The sequence below is a fragment of the Pseudomonas sp. CDFA 610 genome, from assembly GCF_021147865.1.
Classification (GTDB): Bacteria; Pseudomonadota; Gammaproteobacteria; order Pseudomonadales; family Pseudomonadaceae; genus Aquipseudomonas; species Aquipseudomonas alliivorans.
This window is the reverse complement of sequence record NZ_JAGTPM010000003.1, coordinates 347,792-366,664: the sequence shown is the minus strand read 5'-3', so window position 1 is coordinate 366,664 and position 18,873 is coordinate 347,792. Positions and strand designations below refer to the sequence as shown.

At 60.9% G+C, this 18,873-nt stretch carries 17 protein-coding genes; 8 read left to right on the top strand and 9 right to left on the bottom strand.

The window, feature by feature from the left end:
* Positions 1-95: 95 nt before the first annotated feature.
* The 3 genes from fecA to KDX39_RS07120 form a co-directional block, all read right to left on the bottom strand.
* Entirely contained in the window at positions 96-2,444 is a 2,349-nt protein-coding gene (gene fecA / locus KDX39_RS07130; protein WP_231659838.1) for a TonB-dependent Fe(3+) dicitrate receptor FecA, read from the bottom strand.
* A 168-nt stretch (positions 2,445-2,612) separates the two neighbouring features.
* Entirely contained in the window at positions 2,613-3,590 is a 978-nt protein-coding gene (locus KDX39_RS07125; protein ID WP_231659837.1) for a FecR domain-containing protein, read from the bottom strand.
* Complete coding sequence (locus KDX39_RS07120) at positions 3,587-4,090, bottom strand: sigma-70 family RNA polymerase sigma factor (protein WP_099226885.1); 504 nt, start codon at positions 4,088-4,090, stop codon at positions 3,587-3,589. The genes KDX39_RS07125 and KDX39_RS07120 overlap by 4 nt, the downstream gene beginning before the upstream one ends.
* A 174-nt stretch (positions 4,091-4,264) precedes the next feature.
* Here KDX39_RS07120 and KDX39_RS07115 point away from each other — a divergent pair, with 174 nt between their 5' ends.
* The 3 genes from KDX39_RS07115 to KDX39_RS07105 are packed head-to-tail and all read left to right on the top strand — an operon-like array spanning position 4,265 to position 6,506.
* Complete coding sequence (locus KDX39_RS07115; protein ID WP_231659836.1) at positions 4,265-4,606, top strand: DUF3649 domain-containing protein; 342 nt, start codon at positions 4,265-4,267, stop codon at positions 4,604-4,606.
* A 20-nt stretch (positions 4,607-4,626) separates the two neighbouring features.
* Complete coding sequence (locus tag KDX39_RS07110; RefSeq protein WP_231659946.1) at positions 4,627-6,177, top strand: PepSY-associated TM helix domain-containing protein; 1,551 nt, start codon at positions 4,627-4,629, stop codon at positions 6,175-6,177.
* On the top strand, positions 6,177-6,506 hold the full coding sequence (locus KDX39_RS07105) for a DUF3325 domain-containing protein (RefSeq protein WP_231659835.1): 330 nt from the start codon (positions 6,177-6,179) through the stop codon (positions 6,504-6,506). Before KDX39_RS07110 ends, KDX39_RS07105 begins: the two co-directional genes overlap by 1 nt.
* On the opposite strand, the gene KDX39_RS07100 is transcribed toward KDX39_RS07105, so the two are convergent.
* Entirely contained in the window at positions 6,503-7,381 is an 879-nt protein-coding gene (locus KDX39_RS07100; RefSeq protein WP_231659834.1) for a helix-turn-helix domain-containing protein, read from the bottom strand. The two genes, KDX39_RS07105 and KDX39_RS07100, sit on opposite strands and share 4 nt — an antisense overlap.
* Before the next feature lie 136 nt (positions 7,382-7,517).
* Between KDX39_RS07100 and KDX39_RS07095 the strand changes: the two genes are divergently transcribed.
* A complete protein-coding gene (locus KDX39_RS07095; protein WP_184318595.1) occupies positions 7,518-8,420 on the top strand; it encodes a DMT family transporter in 903 nt (300 codons plus the stop codon).
* Between the two features lie 171 nt (positions 8,421-8,591).
* On the opposite strand, the gene KDX39_RS07090 is transcribed toward KDX39_RS07095, so the two are convergent.
* Positions 8,592-9,566 (bottom strand): 2-hydroxyacid dehydrogenase, encoded by a 975-nt coding sequence (locus KDX39_RS07090; protein WP_231659833.1) that lies wholly within the window; start codon positions 9,564-9,566, stop codon positions 8,592-8,594.
* Between the two features lie 88 nt (positions 9,567-9,654).
* The gene (locus KDX39_RS07085; RefSeq protein WP_099226878.1) at positions 9,655-10,602 is read right to left on the bottom strand and encodes a LysR family transcriptional regulator; all 948 of its coding nucleotides are present in this window, start codon (positions 10,600-10,602) and stop codon (positions 9,655-9,657) included.
* Positions 10,603-10,800: 198 nt separating this feature from the next.
* Between KDX39_RS07085 and KDX39_RS07080 the strand changes: the two genes are divergently transcribed.
* The 4 genes from KDX39_RS07080 to KDX39_RS07065 are packed head-to-tail and all read left to right on the top strand — an operon-like array spanning position 10,801 to position 15,546.
* Entirely contained in the window at positions 10,801-12,291 is a 1,491-nt protein-coding gene (locus KDX39_RS07080; RefSeq protein WP_231659832.1) for an efflux transporter outer membrane subunit, read from the top strand.
* Between the two features lies 1 nt (position 12,292).
* The gene (locus tag KDX39_RS07075) at positions 12,293-14,479 is read left to right on the top strand and encodes an FUSC family protein (RefSeq protein ID WP_231659831.1); all 2,187 of its coding nucleotides are present in this window, start codon (positions 12,293-12,295) and stop codon (positions 14,477-14,479) included.
* A complete protein-coding gene (locus tag KDX39_RS07070) occupies positions 14,469-14,669 on the top strand; it encodes a DUF1656 domain-containing protein (protein WP_099226875.1) in 201 nt (66 codons plus the stop codon). Before KDX39_RS07075 ends, KDX39_RS07070 begins: the two co-directional genes overlap by 11 nt.
* A 22-nt stretch (positions 14,670-14,691) precedes the next feature.
* Positions 14,692-15,546, top strand: a complete 855-nt coding sequence (locus tag KDX39_RS07065) for an efflux RND transporter periplasmic adaptor subunit (RefSeq protein ID WP_231659830.1) — start codon at positions 14,692-14,694, stop codon at positions 15,544-15,546.
* Positions 15,547-15,563: 17 nt separating this feature from the next.
* On the opposite strand, the gene KDX39_RS07060 is transcribed toward KDX39_RS07065, so the two are convergent.
* The 3 genes from KDX39_RS07060 to KDX39_RS07050 form a co-directional block, all read right to left on the bottom strand.
* Complete coding sequence (locus tag KDX39_RS07060; RefSeq protein ID WP_231659829.1) at positions 15,564-16,382, bottom strand: SDR family oxidoreductase; 819 nt, start codon at positions 16,380-16,382, stop codon at positions 15,564-15,566.
* A 17-nt stretch (positions 16,383-16,399) separates the two neighbouring features.
* Complete coding sequence (locus tag KDX39_RS07055; protein WP_231659828.1) at positions 16,400-16,864, bottom strand: multidrug transporter; 465 nt, start codon at positions 16,862-16,864, stop codon at positions 16,400-16,402.
* Positions 16,865-17,410: 546 nt separating this feature from the next.
* Complete coding sequence (locus KDX39_RS07050; RefSeq protein WP_004886262.1) at positions 17,411-18,862, bottom strand: mannose-1-phosphate guanylyltransferase/mannose-6-phosphate isomerase; 1,452 nt, start codon at positions 18,860-18,862, stop codon at positions 17,411-17,413.
* Positions 18,863-18,873 lie beyond the last annotated feature (11 nt).

The window sequence follows — 18,873 nt, the reverse complement described above, 5'->3', positions numbered from 1 at the left end:
AGGCTCTCGAATGTGACGCAGAGCGTAACGGGATGCATGCCCACGCAGAGCATGGGCACGATCAGTCAGCGAGCAATCACATCAGAAAAATTGCATCAAAAGGCAACCGAGGTCTGTACGTACAGCGTGCGCGGCTCACCCACGTATTTGCCGCGGTTGTTGTCATCGAAGGAGCGTGTGTAGTACTGGCGGTTGAAAATGTTCTTCACACCGACTGCTACGTTCAGGTCGGACAACTGAGGGCCGAAGTCGTAGCCGGCGCGGGTGCTGAACAGCATGTAGCCAGGAATGCGTCCGGTGCTGCCGTCGGCGCTTTCGGCCGAGGTGTTGGCGTTGTCGGCGAACTGGTCACTCTGGAACGAGCTGTCCAGGTTCAGCTTCCACGGGCCTTCGGTGTAGCTGACGCCCATCGTGCCTTTGTGTTTCGAGGAAAACGGCACGCGGTTGCCTTTGTTCGGGCCGTCCTCGCGGATTGTGGCGTCAACGAACGCATAGGTCGCGTATACGTCGTAACCCGCCAGTGCCGGGCTCAGACCTTCCAGCGCATAGTTGATGCTGGTCTCGATGCCCTGATGGCGTGTCTCGCCGCGGGCTATGACGGTGTCGTTGGTCTGGTTGCTGTCGTACTGGTTGTCGAAATTGATCAGAAACGCCCCAATCTCGGCGCGCAGATTGCCATTGTCGTAGCGCGTGCCCAGCTCCCAGGTCCTTGCCTTCTCCGGCTTCACTTCGCCACCGGTCACACGGTTGGGCATCTGGCTGTACTGCACACTGCCAAACGAGCCTTCGGTGTTGGCGTACAGGTTCCAGGTATCAGTCAGGTGATAAAGCACGTTCAACGCAGGCAGCGCAGTGTTGTAGTCGCCCTGGTATTTGACGTTGCTCAGGTTGTTGTTTTGCGCAGTGTCGATCATCTCGTAGCGAATGCCAGGCGTGATGGTCCACTTGCCGATGTCGATCCGGTCATCGATGTAGAACGCATGAGCCTCGGTCGATCCACGGGTATCGCGGTCGTTGCGGCTGGCGGTAGTCGGCAGTTGGCCGGTCACAGGCTCGCGGTAGCGCAGTTCATGACCGGCTTCGTTCACGTAGCGATACCCGACGCCCACTTCGTGCCAGGTTTCACCCAAGGCAAAACCTTGTGAGAAACGCGTTTCCAGACCGCGTACCCAGTATTCGCGCGGCGACAGGGACACGAAACTGCCTTGGTCCAGGTAACCGCTGCGCAGGGTTTTGGTGAAGAAGGTGTTGGCGGTGAAGACGCGGGCGTCCTGCTCGTAGCGATAGCCGAAATTGAACAGGGTGCGACGGCCCCAGAACTTGTCCTTCAGACGAGTCGACTGGTACGGATCGGCATCGTAGTCCGCGACGCTCAGGCCGCCGGGCATCTCGGCTTCGCCGTCGTAGTACTGGGCCATGGCGTTGAGGCTGTTGGCGTCGTCGATCTGGTATTTGCCCTTGAGGATCAGGTCATCGATCTGCGTGTCACTGTGCTCGCGCCAGTCGCCGCCGCGCACGCCGGAATACAGAATCGCGCCGCCCAGGCCATTCTCAGCGGTGCCGCCTGCGAGTAGGTTGCCAGTGGTCTTGAAGCCGTCATGGCTGGAAGACGGGCTGGTTTCGGTCTGGATGCCGCCTTTGAGTGTCGGCTCGTCGGGGATGGCGCGGGTCACGAAGTTGACGATACCGCCAACGTTCTGTGGGCCATAACGCACTGCGCCGCCGCCGCGCACCACGTCCACGGCGTCCATGTTGCCCATGCTGATGGGGGCAAACGACAGCTGCGGCTGACCATAAGGTGCGAACGGCACCGGGATGCCATCCATCAACACGGTAGAGCGCGACGCCAGACGCGGGTTCAGGCCGCGAATGCCGAAGTTCAGCGCCATGTCGTGGCTGCCAGTGCCGTTGTTGTCCGGGGCATTCACGCCGGGGATGCGGTTCAGCACATCACGCGCGGAGGTCGCGCCGACACGCTCGAATTCTTCGCGGCGAATCACGTCGCGTGCGCCAGGGTGTTCGAACACGTTGGTCTGCTGCGCCTCGCCCAGCCAGTCACCGACGACCGTTGAAACACCCAGTTCGATGGGGGCACCAGCGACATTGGCCGATTGCACGGTAAAGCCATTATTGCCATCGACCACGGCTTGCAGGCCTGTGCCTTCGAGCAGTGCTGCAAGACCTTGCTCGGGCGTGTATTGACCTTCGAGACCACGGCTTTTCAGACCGCTGGTGATCTGCGAACCATAGGAAATCAGCACGCCTGCTTCCCGACCAAATTGGCTCAACGCCGTTTCCAGCTCGCTAGGTGCGATGTGGTAAACCTTGGGTGCTGCCTCTGCTGCGCAGGCCATCGACAGGCCGCCCATCGAAAGGCTGGCGCCGAAAATGACATGGCGCAACGTGCGCACCAACGGAGAGAGTTGGGTAGGGCGGGCTGACATGCGGGAGTCCTCGACCGAAGATTGGAATGCTTTCCCTGTCTGTCACGCGAGGATCCGGAAACGGCTCACGTATTTTGAAATATTTAGTGTGGACGCGCACTTGTGCAGAACGATGAGCGCGCTGGAGCGTGGGAACGATGGGTATAGGCTGATCATGCGCTCAGGGATTCAAACCCGCGCCTGCACGTTTATCCAGTACCGGGTGAAGCGTTGCACGCGCACGGGCAGGGCGAGCTCCAGCATGTCGAGGATGCGTTCGCTGTCAGCCAGCGGGTAGCTGCCGGAGATCAACAGGTTGGCCACTTTCGCATCGCAGCTCAGACGGCCGCGACGGTAACGCCCCAGCTCATCAAGAAAATCGGTCAGCTTCATACGTGACGCGACCAGCATGCCGTCAGCCCAGGCGCCGCTGGTGGCATCCACAGGTCGGACGCTGTCCCAGGCGTTGCGGCTGAACGTTATCTGCTGCTGCGCCTGCAAGGTCAACCCCGAACCTGCGTGCTCACCGGGAGCCAGTTCGACCGCTCCGGCGAACACCGCCAGTTGCGTGCGCCCATTGAGCTGACGAAGGTTGAAACGACTGCTGCCGGTCGTCACCTTCACGGAGCCCTCTGCGGTCAGCAGGTTTAGCGGCCGGGTATCGGCTGAGGCAGTCATCAGAATTTCTCCCGACAACAGCCGAATCAGTCGCTGCTGTGCATCGAAGTTCACATCCACGGCGCTGGCGGTGTTCAGTTGAATCTGGCTGCCGTCGCTCAAGGCCACCTTGCGCTGTTCACCCACGCCGCTGTTGTAGTCGGCCAGCAAGGGTTGCAGCGCGATCTGATCACGCAGGCTCCAGCCCGCGACTGAACCCGCGCCCAGCAGCAACAGCAATTTGAGCGCATGGCGTCGGCTGCCGGACTTCGGTGCACCTAGCGCCGCGTGTGCGAGTGGCGATGACAGGCCGCTCAGGCGTTGATTGACCCGCTGGATGTGCGCCCATGCGCGTTGATGCTCGGCGTTCCCGTTGAGCCACAGCTGCCAGGCCTTCTGGCGACCTGCAGTCAGCGAACCTTCCTGCATTTCCAGCAGCCAGCCGACTGCCTGTTGCGCGACCGCAGGCGAAATGTCGGACTTGTTCAAGGATTCGCTGTTCAGGTTCATAGGGCGAAGTAGCAGCGCAGGGCGGCCTTGTTCAGATGACGTTTGACCGTTGCGATGGAAATGTTCAGCGCGCTGGCGATTTCGCCATGGCTCAGGCCGTCCACCTGCGACATCAGGAATGCGCTCTTCACCGGGCCAGGAAGGCCATCCAGCAATTGATCCAGTTCCACCAGCGTTTCGAGAATGATCGCGCGCTCTTCTTCCGACGGCGCCACGCTCTCGGGCAGTTCGGTCAGCGCCTGATAATAGGCGCGTTCCAGATCCTGACGTCGGTAGTGATTACACAGCACGCGTCGAGCGATGGTGGTCAGGAAGGCGCGCGGCTCGACGATCTGTTGCGTGTCGCGCGCGCCCAGTACCTTGATGAATGTGTCCTGCGCCAGATCCGCCGCGCTGTGGGGACAGCCGAGCCTGCGCCGCAACCAGCCCGTCAGCCAGGCGTTATGCGCCCGAAACAGGCCGTCGACGGTGTGAGTGATAGCAGGGTGGGCGCTGTGCATCACGAAAGCAATCCAGAGGATTCATGGGTGGCGTGGATTCTGTCAGACTCTTTTGCGTATGAGAATATTTATCATTAATATTGCGCTTCATTCGTCGGTTTGGCGGCGAATCTAGACCCGGCTGGCGTCATGACCCGCTTCCCGCCGTTTAATGTACCGAACGAAGACGCTCCAATGGATGGCTCATCTGCCGCAACCACTCCTGTGGTCAAGAAGCGAACCCCCAAGCCCCAAGGCGTGACCATCGCCTATCGACTGGCCGTGACCTCGCGGGCGCTCGCTGCCATCTTTGCCGGTTACCTGCTGGCTTCGATTACCAGCATCTGCATCGCGCAATGGTTGCCGCTTCCCCGTGCCGAAGCGGTGGTAACGGCAATGATGCTGTCCTTCCTCGTCTATCTGGTCGCTGTACTCTGGTGTTTCGCCTGTCGGACAGCGTTGCAGGCATGGGTCGGGGTGTTGGCGCCCTGCGCTGTGCTCGGTGTGGCTTACGCCTTCAGCGGGTGGTTGTCATGAAAGAGGGTTTCCGCCAGGCGATGGCTTGGCTGCACACCTGGATCGGCCTGCTGTTCGGCTGGTTGTTGTTCGCGATTTTCCTGACCGGCACGCTTTCGTATTTCAAGGACGAGATCACCCAGTGGATGCAGCCGGAGATTCCCGCCCGCACCCTTGATGCCGGCGCCAGCGTGCAGATGGCCCAGAACTATCTGCAAATCCATGCCGCCGGTGCAACGCGCTGGTTCATCAGCCTGCCTGATGAGCGCACGCCGGCGCTGTCGGTGGGCTGGTTGCCCGAGGGCAAGGCGGGTCAGCGCAACAATTTCGTGCGCAAGCTGCTCGACCCGCAGACCGGTGTCGAGGTGCAGGCGCGTGAGACGCGTGGCGGAGATTTCTTCTACCGCTTCCACTATCAGCTACAGATGCCCTATCCATGGGGCCGTTGGCTGGCGACCACCGCCGCGATGGTGATGTTCGTCGCGCTGATCACCGGCATCATCATTCACAAGAAAGTCTTCAAGGAGTTCTTCACCTTCCGCCCCCGCAAGGGCCAGCGCTCCTGGCTCGATGGGCATAACGCACTGGGCATACTGGTGCTGCCGTTTCATCTGATGATCACCTACAGCAGTCTGGTGATCTTCATGTCGATGGTCATGCCGGCCAGCATCCTGACCGCCTACGGCAATGTTCAGACGTTCTATAGCGAAGCGTTTCCCACTTCTCGGGCCGTCAAGGCCGAGGGCAAACCCGCGCCTTTGATTGCGCTGGCGCCTCTGGTCAAGACTGCGACCGAGCGCTGGGAAAGCGGCCATGTAGGGCGGGTGATCGTGAATAACCCGGGCGATGCGGCAGCGTCGGTTCTGCTGACCCGCGATGACAAGGGCAGCATCGTCCTGGAGCGTGGTGGTGCGTTGACCTTCAACGGCGTCAGCGGCGAGTTGCAGGACGAAGTGCCGGAACGGCCAATGGCGCTGCAGGTTTCCGGCGCGATGTACGGCCTGCATGTCGGCCATTTTGCCGAGCCACTGTTGCGCTGGCTGTACTTCATTTTCGGCATCGCAGGCACTGCCATGATCGGCACGGGACTGGTGATGTGGCTGGGCAAGCGTCAACTCAAGCACGCCAGAAGCGGCGTGTTGCCGCTGGAACTGAGGCTGGTGGACGTGTTGAACATCGCCAGTATGTCCGGCCTGCTTATCGCCGTGGCTGCATTTTTCTGGGCCAACCGCGTGATACCCGCAGGATTGGCCGGGCGTGCGGATTGGGAAGTCAGTGTGTTTTTCAGTGTCTGGGGCGTGTCCGTGCTGCATGCGTTGGTACGTCGAGGGCGCAGCGCATGGCGTGAGCAGTTGTGGTTGGGTGCATTTCTGTTTACCGCATTGCCGCTGCTGGATCTGCTGACCAGCGGGCGCTATCTGATGGATTCGCTTGCGTCAGGTCACTGGGTGCTCGCAGCCTTTGACCTGACGGTGCTTGCGACCGGTCTGTTTCTGGGCTGGACGGCGACGAAATTCACGTCATCACCCGCCAGCAAGGTACTGCGTCCCGACAGCACTCCGCTGCAGGCCGGCCCGCAGGAGGCGAACTGATGCTGTTCGCGGCTTTGTTGTGCTATCTGGGCTTTGTGGCGCTCTGCCTGTCCATGCCGCGTCATTACGTTGAGCTGTGCAAGGGGCCGCTTACCGAGCGTCGTCGGCTGAACTTCAAACTCATCGGCTGGGGTGCGCTGCTGGTTTCGCCCTGGTCTGCGGTGAACGCCGACGGCTGGGCAATCGGCCTGGTGCAGTGGTTTGCGGTGTTGATGGCCAGCGCTGTGCTGCTGGTTTCGCTGATGCCCTTTCGGCCGCGCTGGGTATTGATGTTGTTCGGTTTCGCGCTGCTGTTCAGCCCGCTGGCCGCGCTCGATCAGATGTTCTAAATCGCCGTGAGGGCTACGCGGTATTCGCCGGGTGTCGCGCCCATGGTCTGACGGAACCGGTTGCTGAAGTGGCTGGCGCTGGAAAATCCGCAGGCCAGCGCAATATCGCCCAGCGGTTTGCCGGTGGTGCGCAACAACCGACGAGCCTGTTCCAGACGACGCGCCAACAGGTATTGGTGCGGCGGCAGTCCGAAGCTTTCGCGAAACATGCGGGCGAAGTGATACTCCGACAACGCACATAAACCTGCCAATTGGCCCAGGCTCAGCGGGTCCGCCAGATGCGTCTCGATGAAGTCCGCCAGTTGTCTTCGCACGTGTGGCGCAAGTCCGCCCTTCAAACGCAGGCCTTCGCGCTGCCCGGTCTGGCTCAGCAGTGCATGACCGATCATCTCGTGCGCCAGACTGCTGGTCAGTAAACGCTCACCCGGCTCGGCCCAGTTCAGGCGGATCAAGTGCTGGAAGCGCTGCGTCTGTGCGGGATCGTCGAGAAAAGTGTTCTCTTGCAACTGCATCTCTCGCGGCTCGCGATCCAGCAGCGTGACGCAACTGAGTGCGAACTGCTCCGGGCTGAAATACAAATGCGCCAGACGGATTTCACCGTTCACGATCCATGCAGATTCATGTCCTGCAGGCAGAATGCAGAGTTTTCCCGGTGAGCCTTTCTGGTCCGGCCTGTCACGCCGGAAGGTGCCGGTGCCGTCTTCGATATAGCAGGAGAGCGTGTGGTGGGTGGGCGCGTGATACTCCTGAGCGTCATGCCGGTTGTTCCACAGTGCTGCCACCAGACCATCGCCCAGCGTCGCGCTCTGCTCGAGGCAGGAATGGGGCGAGCTGTTCAAGGCCTGGAAGACCTGAATGGATTCGATGGATGGCATGGCGATTCCTCTACGACGCCCATCCTACCTGCGATAGGCCTCGCTGCCAGCACCCCGTCGATCAAATGCGCAAGATTGTGCAAGCGCGCATGGCGATGCGCGCAGCAGACTGATGGCTCATCAAGGAGTCTGCGTCATGAACATTTCGCTTTATCTGCTGACCGTACTGATCTGGGGCACGACCTGGATTGCGCTCAAGCTCCAGCTTGGCGAGGTCGCCATTCCTGTCTCGATCGTCTATCGCTTCGCGCTGGCCGCACTGGTGCTGTTCGCGATTCTGTTGATCACCCGGCGGCTGCAACCGGTCAATCGACGAGGTCAGTTGATCTGTCTGGCGCAGGGTATCTGTCTGTTCTGCGTCAACTTCATGTGTTTTCTGACAGCCAGCCAGTGGATCCCCAGTGGCTTGATCGCTGTCGTGTTCTCGACCGCAACCTTGTGGAATGCACTGAATGCGCGGGTATTTTTCCGCCAGAAGATCGCCAGCAATGTGCTGACCGGCGGCGCCTTGGGATTACTGGGGTTGGGGTGCCTGTTCTGGCCTGAACTGTCCGGGCATGGTGCCAGTCATCAGACCCTGATCGGTCTGGGGTTGGCGCTGCTCGGCACGCTGTGCTTTTCGGCGGGCAACATGCTGTCGAGCATGCAGCAGAAAGCCGGGCTGCGTCCGCTGACCACCAATGCCTGGGGTATGTTCTATGGCGCGACGATCCTTGGCATGTACTGCCTGTTGAGCGGCACGCCATTCACGTTTGAATGGAATACCCGTTACGTGGGGTCCCTGTTGTATCTGGTCATTCCGGGCTCGGTCATAGGCTTCACCGCCTACCTGACACTGGTTGGCCGCATGGGGCCTGAGCGTGCGGCGTATTGCACCGTACTGTTCCCGGTGGTGGCGCTGAACATCTCGGCGTGGGTCGAGGGGTATCAGTGGACCTCGGCTGCGCTGATCGGGCTGGTACTGGTGATGGCGGGCAATGTGCTGGTGTTCAGGAAGGTGAAGCCAGTAATCGTGCCAGTGAGCGGGAAACTGGCTTGAGGCCAACGCGGATACAGCGCGACCCTGTCGCCGATGAAAACTGCGTGAGGCGGCTTGCTGGCGACAGTGCAAGACCTGTCACTGACAAGTCGCCTGACGCCGCATCGGCCGGCAAGCCGCCCCTCGTTCGAACACAGTGCTTCTTTGAGCTGCGGGCCTGACCGATTTATCTCAACCCTTCCACACCTGCGGATTGACCAGATCCTGCGGGCGTTCACCCAGCAGTGCGTTGCGCAGGTTGTGGTAGGCACGGTCGGCCATGGCCTGGCGGGTTTCGGTAGTAGCCGAGCCGATGTGGGGCAGGGTGACGGCGTTCTTGAGTTGAAACAGCGGCGATTCGCTCAGTGGTTCCTTTTCGTAGACATCAAGACCGGCGCCACGAATGGTGCAGTTCTGCAGGGCTTCGATCAACGCCGGTTCGTCAACGATCGGACCGCGTGCGATGTTGACCAGGATCGCGCCCGGCTTCATCAGGCTCAGCTCGCGGCGCGAGATCAGGTGGCGAGTCTTGTCGCTCAACGGCACCACCAGGCACACGAAATCGGATTCGGCCAGCAGCTCGTCCAGGCTGCGGAACCGCGCACCCAGCTCCTGCTCCAGCTCGGTCTTGCGGCTGTTGCCGCTGTAGAGGATCGGCATGTTGAAGCCCAGTCGGCCACGACGCGCAATGGCTGCGCCGATGTTGCCCATGCCCACGATACCCAGCGTCTTGCCATGCACATCGGTGCCGAAATGCGGCGCTTCGATGCTGCGTGTCCACTGGCCTGCCTTGGTCCAGGCATCCAGTTCAGCCACGCGGCGTGCGCTGCTCATGATCAGCGAAAAACCCAGGTCGGCGGTGCTTTCAGTCAGCACGTCCGGCGTGTTGGTCAGCATGATGCCGCGCTCGCTCAGGTAGCCGACGTCGTAGTTGTCGTAACCCACCGAAATGCTTGATACCACCTCGAGACGGCTGGCGTTCGCCAACTGCTCTCGGCCCAGTTTGCGGCCGGCACCGATCATCCCGTGGGACTCGGGCAGGGCTTCTTCGAACTGGGCATTGAGGTCGCCGCGTTTTGGGTCGGGCACGATCACGTTGAAGTCTTGCGACAGGCGCTCGGCCATTTCGGGGGACACACGGCTGAAGGCGAGTACGGTTTTTTTCATTGGGCAGTCACTCTTGAGCGGGTTGAATGAGTAGCACGCTAACATTCCTGCCCGCTTGATTGCAGCCGCTTTTTACAGTTGTACGACGTCAGGACATGCTCTTCAGGGCCTGCACGTGCAGATCCGCCTCGTCGGCCGCCAGAATCTCCGGCAGCGAGCCGCGCAGGTACTCGACCCAGGTCTTGATCTTGGCATCCAGGTACTGGCGCGAAGGGTAGATGGCGTACAGGTTCAGTTCCTGGGAGCGGTAATCGGACATGATGCGCACCAGCGTACCGTTGCGCAGGCCTTCGATGGCTGAATAGATCGGCAGGATACCGACGCCCATGCCGCTGGAGATCGCGGTTTTCATGGCGTCCGCCGAATTGACCAGCAGCGGTGACGTGGTGATGGTGACCATCTCCTGGCCTTCCGGGCCGTCGAACAGCCATTTCTCCAGCGGAAACACCGGGCTCACCAGGCGCAGGCAGGCGTGATTCAGCAGGTCAGCAGGCTTGTGCGCAGTGCCGAACGTCTTGATGTACTCCGGCGATGCACAGACGATGCTGTAAGTGATGCCCAGACGCTGAGACACGAAGCCCGAGTCCGGCAGTTCGCTGGCCAGCACGATCGACACGTCGTAACCGTCCTCCAGCAGATCAGGCACACGACTGGTCAGCGTCAGGTCGAACGACACGTCCGGGTGGCTGCGCCGATAACGGGCAATGGCGTCGACCACATAATGCTGACCGACCCCCGGCATCGAATGCATCTTGAGCTGTCCGGCCGGACGCGCATGAGCGTCGCTGGCCTCGGCTTCGGCTTCTTCGACAGACATCAGGATCTGCTCACAACGCAGCAGGTAGCGCTTGCCGGCTTCGGTCAGCGCGATACGGCGCGTGGTGCGATTGAGCAGGCGCGTCTGCAAGTGCGCCTCCAGGTTGGAGACGGCACGCGACACGTTGGCGGTGGTGGTGTCGAGCAACGCCGCTGCGGCGGTAAAGCTGCCCGCTTGCGCCACGCAACTGAAGGCACGCATGTTTTGCAGGGTGTCCATGGTTCTTCTCTGAAATGGAACAGCTTCAATAGACGGCAAATTGTGACATGAAGTAACAATGGCATGTCAGCCATACCAACGGATTATCACCGTTTCGGTAATAAAGAATCACACATCTTCCCGCTTATCGCCATGTCGAGCGGCCCCTAGAATCGCCGCCATTCAAGGCGTTTCATTACCGGTCGGGAACTCGCAGCTGTGCCGCGTCGCATCATCAGAGGGCTCAAGCCCCTCGGTCTCATGGCTTTATCGTTCGTCATCAGCGGCTGCATCGGAACCGGTGGAATAGGACCCAGGAGCAGTCTGTTACACGCAGACAGCCTGGCCACCGACCATGCCATCCAGAACGCCGAACTCAGCGCACGCTGGCCGACCGGGCAATGGTGGCGCGTTTATAACGATCCGCAGCTCAATCGCTGGATCGAACTGGCGATCCTCGGCAGCCCGAGCCTGGCCATGGCAGCAGCACGGGTCAGGGATGCCAGAGCGATGGCCGGGATGGCCGAATCCGCCGAGTCGCTGCAGGTTCAGGGCACGACCAGTCTGGCGCGCCATGACTGGCCGAGCGATCAGTTTTATGGACCCGGTGCGCTCGCTGATAGTCACACCTGGGACAACAATGCCTCGCTCGGTCTGAGTTATGCGCTGGACCTGTGGGGACGCGAGCGTAACGCCAGCGAACAGGCGCTTGACCTGGCCCACATGAGTGCTGCGGAACAGCGGCAGGCGCAGCTTGAACTGCAGGAAAACATTGTGCGCGCCTATATCCGGTTCTCCTTGAACTTCGCTCGTCTGGAGATCGCCGAAGCGACGCTGGCCCAGCAACAGCAGATGCTGGAGCTGGCGCAACGTCGGCTCAAGGGCGGCCTCGGCACCCACTTCGACGTCAGTCAGGCCGAGGCGCCGTTGCCGGAGATCCATCGGCAGATCGATGAACTCGAAGAAGCCATTGCGCTGGGGCGCAACCAACTGGCGGCGCTGGCAGGCAAGGGGCCGGGCGAGGGCTCGACCTTGCAGCGCCCCCGCCTGGCATTGAATGCTGAACTGAAACTGCCTTCGGCATTGCCTGCGCAACTGCTGGGCCAGCGACCTGACGTGGTTGCCAGTCAGTGGCGTGTCGCCGCGCAGGCGCGGGGCATTGATGTGGCCCATGCCAATTTCTATCCCAACGTCGATCTGGTCGCCAGCCTGGGTTACATGGCCACGGGGGGCGGCATGCTGGAGTTTCTGACCGGCAGCAAATTCAGCTACAGGTCGGGCCCTGCGCTCACGCTGCCGATCTTCGACGGCGGGCGTCTGCGCGCTGAGCTGGGACACGCGTCGGCCGGTTACGATCTGGCGGTCGCGCATTACAACCAGACGCTGGTCACGGCGCTGCAGAGTGTGTCGGATCAGTTGATTCGTCGCGCCTCGCTCGACAAGCAGCAGGTGTACGCGGCCGAATCGGTGACGTCGGCGCGCAAGACCTATGACATCGCCCTGATTGCTTACCAGCGCGGTCTGACCGATTACCTGAATGTGCTCAATGCCCAGACCCTGCTGTTTCGTCAGCGACAGATTCAGCAGCAGGTCGAGGCCGCGCGCCTCACCGCCTATGCCGGGTTGGTGGTGGCGCTGGGTGGCGGGTTGTCGGCGGGAAACGATGTGCCTGCGGCTTTTGTCGACACGGGCAGGCAGGGTGGTCACTGACATGATTACCCTTGCTCATCGCGTCGTCGCCTTGCCCTGGCGTCGCGAACTGAATAGCTGGGCACGCAGCGACGGCGTGACCTGGATCTACATCGGCAAGGTGCTGATCGCCGCATTCCTGACGTATTGGCTGGCGCTGCGTCTGGAGTTGCCGCAGCCGCGCACCGCGATCATTACAGTGTTCATCGTGATGCAGCCGCAGAGCGGACAGGTGTTTGCCAAAAGCTTCTATCGGCTGCTGGGCACGCTGGCGGGCTCGGTCATGATCGTGCTGCTGATGGCGCTGTTCGCCCAGAATCCGCTGCCGTTCCTCGGCTGTCTGGCGCTGTGGGTCGGGTTCTGTTCGGCAGGCGCTGCGCGCTATCGCAACTTTCGAGCGTATGGTTTCGTGCTGGCCGGTTACACCGCAGCCATGATCGGACTGCCTGCGTTGGCGCACCCGGAGGGCGCGTTCATGGCCGCGGTATGGCGAGTGCTGGAAATCTCGCTGGGCATTCTCTGTGCCACAGCCGTCAGCGCAGTGTTACTGCCGCAGAGTGCCAGCGCGGCGATGCGCAACGCGCTCTATCAGCGGTTTGGTGTTTTTGCCCGCTTCGTGATTGACGGCCTGCGCGCAAGCCAGACGCAAGCCGCGTTCGAGACGGGCAATGTGCGGTTCGTTGCAGAGGCCATCGGCCTGGAAGGGCTGCGCAGCGTCACGGTGTTTGAAGACCCGCACATGCGCCGACGCAACGGACGGCTCAACCGCCTGAACAGTGAGTTCATGGCCGTGACCACGCGCTTCAATGCGCTGCATCAGTTGCTTGAGCGGCTACGTGCCGAGCGTTCGACTGCGGTGCTGAATCATGTCGAACCCGGCCTCGATCAGTTGAGCGCATTGCTCGATGCGTTTGCTGACAGGGCGCTGACCAGCCCCGACGCTGCGCGACTGGTCACGCATCTGGAAACGCTCAAGGCGCAGTGGCCGGACACGGTCAGACGCCTGCGTGCCGATTTTGAAAGAACGACTCCCGACGATGCCCAGTGGCTGGATTTCCATACGGCATTCGAGCTGCTGTACCGCCTTCTGAACGAGCTGCTCAGTTACGCCCAGACCCACGCATCGCTGGCCGATCATCAACATGTGCGTGAACAGTGGAACGAGCCTTTCGTGCCCCGCACGCACTGGATGACTGCAGCGGCTGCTGGTGTTCGTGCGACCTGCGTGGTTGCGCTCTTGAGCGCCTACTGGGTGCTGACCGCGTGGCCCAGCGGGGCGGTCATGACGCTGGCCTCGGCCGCAACCGTCGCGTTGTCTTCCACCACGCACAACCCCAGACGCATGTCGTTTCAGATGGCCTGTGGCACGCTGCTCGGCGCGCTGCTCGGGTTTGTCGAAACGTTTTTTCTGTTCCCGCAGATCGATGGCTTTCCTTTGTTGTGCGCCTTGCTGGCACCGGTTTTCGTGCTGGGTGCCTTTCTCGGGGCCCGGCCGCAATGGACCGGGTACGGGCTGGGCCTGCTGATTTTTTTCAGCATCGGTTCGGTGCCGGACAACCTGACGGTTTATGACCCTTACACGTTTATCAACGATTACATCGCCATGGTGATCGGCATGCTGTTCTGTGCCGCGGCGGGCGCAATTATCCTGCCGCCCAACAGCCGCTGGATGTGGCAACGGTTGGAGCAGGCGTTGCGTGATCAGGTGGTGTTCGCGATCAGCGCGCCCCTGCAACGGCTGGGTTCGCGTTTCGAGAGTCAGACCCGTGACCTCATGCATCAGGCATATGGCCTGGCCATCGGCAGACCCGAGGTGCAGCGTGAATTGTTGCGCTGGATGTTCGTGGTGCTGGAAATCGGCCACGCGATCATCGAATTGCGTCGTGAGCAGGCGGTGCTGCCGATTCATCCAGGCTACGCCGAGTATCAACCCTGGCGCCTGTCGCTACGGGTGATGGGGCGAGCATTGGTTCGTCTGTTCATTCAGCCTGACGAGAGCAACCTGCATCGCTGTCTGCTGGCGGTCGATCAGGCGCTTGATCGGGTTCGGGAAGCGGACGAGCCGTTTGCTCCGCATTTCGATACCTCGGTGCTGCGTCGGGTGAAAAGCTACCTGCACTTCATCCGCTCTTCCTTGCTGGACCCTCGATCGCCTTTGGCTGACGAAGGTCGTGCACCTCGCCTTTCTGGAGGGGTCCATGCCGCGTGAAATTGCTTTTCATGGTCTGTACATGCCGACCATGAGCCTGATGTTTCTGCTTGCAATGGCACTGGCCTGGGGGCTGGATCGCCTGTTGGCAGGGCTGGACCTGTATCGCCACTTCTGGCACCCGGCGTTGCTGCGCCTGAGCCTGTTCACCTGTCTGTTCGGCGCCCTGGCGCTGCCTCTTTATCGTTGATATCTGGTTCGGAAATCTCTGGATGAAAAAGTTTTTCAGCGTGATTGCCACGTTGCTGTTTCTGGCGCTGGCCCTGTGGATCGGACGCACTTTATGGGTCCAGTACATGGACACGCCCTGGACCCGCGACGGCCGTGTGCGAGCCGACATCATCAACGTGGCGGCGGACGTGTCCGGCACCGTGATGGATGTGCCGGTGCACGACAACCAGCAGGTCAAACGCGGCGACCTGCTGATGCAGATCGATCCGGAGCATTACCGGATTGCTGTGAGACAGGCCCAGGCGCTGTTGGCCTCACGCAAGGCCACCTGGGAGATGCGCAAGCTCAACGCCAAACGCCGTGCCGACATGGACGAGCTGGTGATCTCGGCAGAAAGTCGCGACGATGCGAGCACCATCGCGACCTCGGCGCTGGCGGACTACCAGTTGGCTCAGGCACAGCTGGAGGCGGCGGAACTGAACCTGTCGCGTACTCGCGTGCTGGCTTCGGTGGATGGCTATGTGACCAACCTGAACGTGCACCGGGGCGACTACGCGCGAATCGGCGAAGCGAAGATGGCGGTGGTTGATATGAATTCGTTCTGGGTTTATGGCTTCTTCGAAGAAACCAAATTGCCGCACTTGAAAGTGGGTGATCCGGCGGACATGCAATTGATGAGCGGCGAGGTAATCCAGGGGCATGTCGAAAGCATCGCTCGTGGCATCTATGACCGCGACAACCCTCAAAGCCGTGAGCTGGTCGCCGACGTCAACCCGACCTTCAACTGGGTTCGTCTGGCGCAGCGCGTACCGGTGCGCATTCATCTGGATCGCGTGCCTGACGGTGTGTCGCTCTCAGCGGGGATGACATGCACGGTGATTGTGACGCCGAGCTGATCAAGCCCGCATCGCGATCACAACGAGGTATTCAACCCGAACCGCTTGCGTAGCCCGTTTTCGAGCAGTCCCTTGGGCAGCAGCCATGACATCAGAGGCAAGAGCCGCGAGCCGTTACCCAGACGCAGCAGGCGCGGCGGGTTGGTTTGCTGGACGGCCTTGAGCAGATCGCGGGCGAAGTCGGTGGCGGGGGTGGGGTTGTCCTGCGAGGCCTTGGCGCGAGCACGGATGCCTTCACGGATCGGCCACCAGGGCGATTGCTCGCTGATCAACTGCTCGGCCTCATGGCCGGCATTCTTCGCAAAGCTCGATGCAATTGCGCCTGGCTGAACCTCCATCACCTGCACGCCAAATGGCGCCAGTTCCAGACGCAGCGCATCGCTGAGTGCATGCACAGCCGCTTTCGAGGCGCAGTAGGCCCCCGCGAACGGTGTCACCAGTACACCGGAAACACTGCCGATGTTGACCACCAGCCCCTTGTTGCGGCGCAATGCCGGGAACAGCGCTTTCGTGACGCCAATCACCGAGAACACGTTGGTTTCGAATTGTCGTTGCAGCGCCTCGACGCCGCCATCCAGCAACGGCCCCATCGCGCCGTAGCCTGCGTTGTTGACCAGCACATCGAGCCCGCTGTGTTCCAGCCCGGCGGCGAGTTGTGCGAGCGCGATGCTGTCATTGACATCCAGTTGCACGGCAATGAAACCGGCCGCGCTGAGCGTTGCGACGTCTTCCTGCTTGCGCGCCGTGGCCCAGACTTCGTAACCCTCCGCCTTGAAGGCGTCGGCGAGTGCGCGACCTATTCCGCTTGAGCAGCCGGTGATGAGAGCGATGGGCATGTCGATGTCCTTAGGGATCAGTCCGAGAAACTGCCTTGCAGATGTTCTGCACGAAACTCTAGGGTTTGCGGGCGATAGCCGTTACGCAGAGCGGGCACCGGCACACAATCCTGCCAGTTGCCGTCGGCCTGCAACTCGCCGGGGCCGCGGTAGCGTGCCGACGTGTAAGTGTTGTCCGCCAGATTGACGGTATCGCCAGGTGCATAAGCAGCAATCCGCCAGCGAAGCTCCAGCAGCGCCGCTTTGTTGCGGTTGGTGATCGAGATGTGTAACGGACGATCCGTGGGGCATTGCTGCGGTGCATATACCAGCTGGATATCGAGTTGCTCCAGCTGACGTGTCTCGCGGCTGTCCTGCCAGATCACGATGGCGGCCACTATCCCCAGACCTGCCGCTGCGGCGAGGGAAACAGGCAGGGCCTTGGCCGGATAGCGCAGCAGCAGGATGAGCCAGGTCAGAATTAAGAGGATGCCGATCAGCATGCAACGGGTCTCCAGCGGGGGCGGTGCCGAACATCCTACAGAAAGGCAGTGCCGGTTGACCAATGGGGGCTGACGAGGCGAAGGGGCGCAGCCTCGATGACGCTTTGAAGCGTTACCGTAGCTTCGGATCAGGCGGGGCTCAGTCTTTGAACTGCAGTTTTCAGCGTCCGGCAGCACCCCCATTTGTCCAGCCCCTCGGTTTGCACAGACCCTGCGATCGTCGCGGTATCTCCTGAATGGAGGCAGCTGTGAAGAACCGCAGGCCTCCAGAAATGACCTCTCAAAGAAGCGCTTGTCACAGGTCATGCAATCACCAGACACTCTCATTGTGACGCAAGCCATGACAGTCATGATGATCAGGCTATATCAGGCTATATCAGGCTATGAGCGCATCAAGCACATCGTTGCGCAGCAGTTGAGTCCGGCACAGGGTGTCCTCTGTGTCAGTCGTGATTGACCTGACAAAAAAAACCAACCCCTGACAGCGAATGTGAATACGCCGTCAAGGGTTGGTTCATATATTACAGCGTGCTGCCAGATCGACCGTTAACGCGCAATCGTCTGCGTCTTCACACCGGCTTCCAGTGCGCCCGAGCGGCCGTAGACGTCTTCGAAACGCTCGATGTCGTCTTCGCCCAGGTAGCTGCCCGATTGCACTTCGATGATTTCCAATGGAATCTTGCCCGGGTTTTTCAGGCGATGGACCGAAGCGATCGGGATGTAGGTGGACTGGTTTTCAGTGAGCAGGAATACGTTCTCGTCACAGGTCACCTGCGCAGTGCCGGATACCACGATCCAGTGCTCGGCGCGGTGGTGGTGCATCTGCAGCGACAGGCACGCGCCCGGCTTGACCGAGATGCGCTTGACCTGGAAGCGGCCGCCCATGTCCACGGAGTCATACGAACCCCACGGACGATACACTTCGAGGTGGTTCTGGGTTTCGGTGCGGCCCTGTTCGTTCAGGGTGTTGACCATCTGCTTGACGCCCTGAACCTTGTCCTTGTGGGCAATCATCATGGCGTCCTTGGTTTCGACGACCACGATGTTGTCCAGACCGATCACCGACACCAGCTTGCCATTGCCGTGGATCATGCAGTTGCGGCTGTCCTGGATCACGACATCGCCTTTGGTGACGTTGCCGTTGGCATCCTTGGCATTCACTTCCCACAGCGACGACCAGCAGCCGACATCGCTCCAGCCTGCCGACAGCGGCACGACGCAGGCGCGCTGAGTTTTTTCCATGACGGCGTAGTCGATGGAGTTGTCCGGGCAGCAAGCGAAGGTGGAGGCGTCGATTTCAACGGCGTCGCCATCGTGAACGCTGCGCTCAAGGGTCAGCAGGCAGGTGTCGTAGATGTCCGGATCGTGCTTTTTCAGCTCTTCCAGGAAGCGGCTGGCGCGGAACAGGAACATGCCGCTGTTCCAGTAGTAACCGCCGGCTTCGACAAACTCGTTGGCGCGTTTTTCGTCAGGCTTTTCGACGAACTGCGAAACGCGGCTTACGCCTTCCGGCAACAGTGCGTCAGCGGTGGATTTGATGTAGCCGTAACCGGTTTCCGGTTTGTTGGCCGGTACGCCGAACAGCACCATTTCGCCACGCTCGGCGGCTACGGTTGCCAGTGCCAAAGCGCGTTGCAGCGCTTTCTGGTCTTCGATCACGTGGTCGGCCGGCAGCACCAGCATCAGGCCGTCGTTACCTTCGTTGACCAGTTTCATGGCGGTCAGGGCCACGGCCGGCGCAGTGTTGCGACCGAACGGTTCCATGAGAATCGCCTGGGTTTCCAGTTTCAAGGCCGCGAGCTGCTCGCTGACGATGAAACGGTGTTCCTTGTTGCAGACCACGATCGGCTCCTGCATGCCGTCGAACACCAGACGCTGCAGCGTTTGCTGGAACAGGGTCTGGTCGCCGGTCAGTGCCAGGAACTGTTTAGGGAATTGCTTGCGCGAAAGCGGCCAGAGTCGTGAACCGCTACCACCTGACAAGATCACTGGAATCATTTTATTTCTCC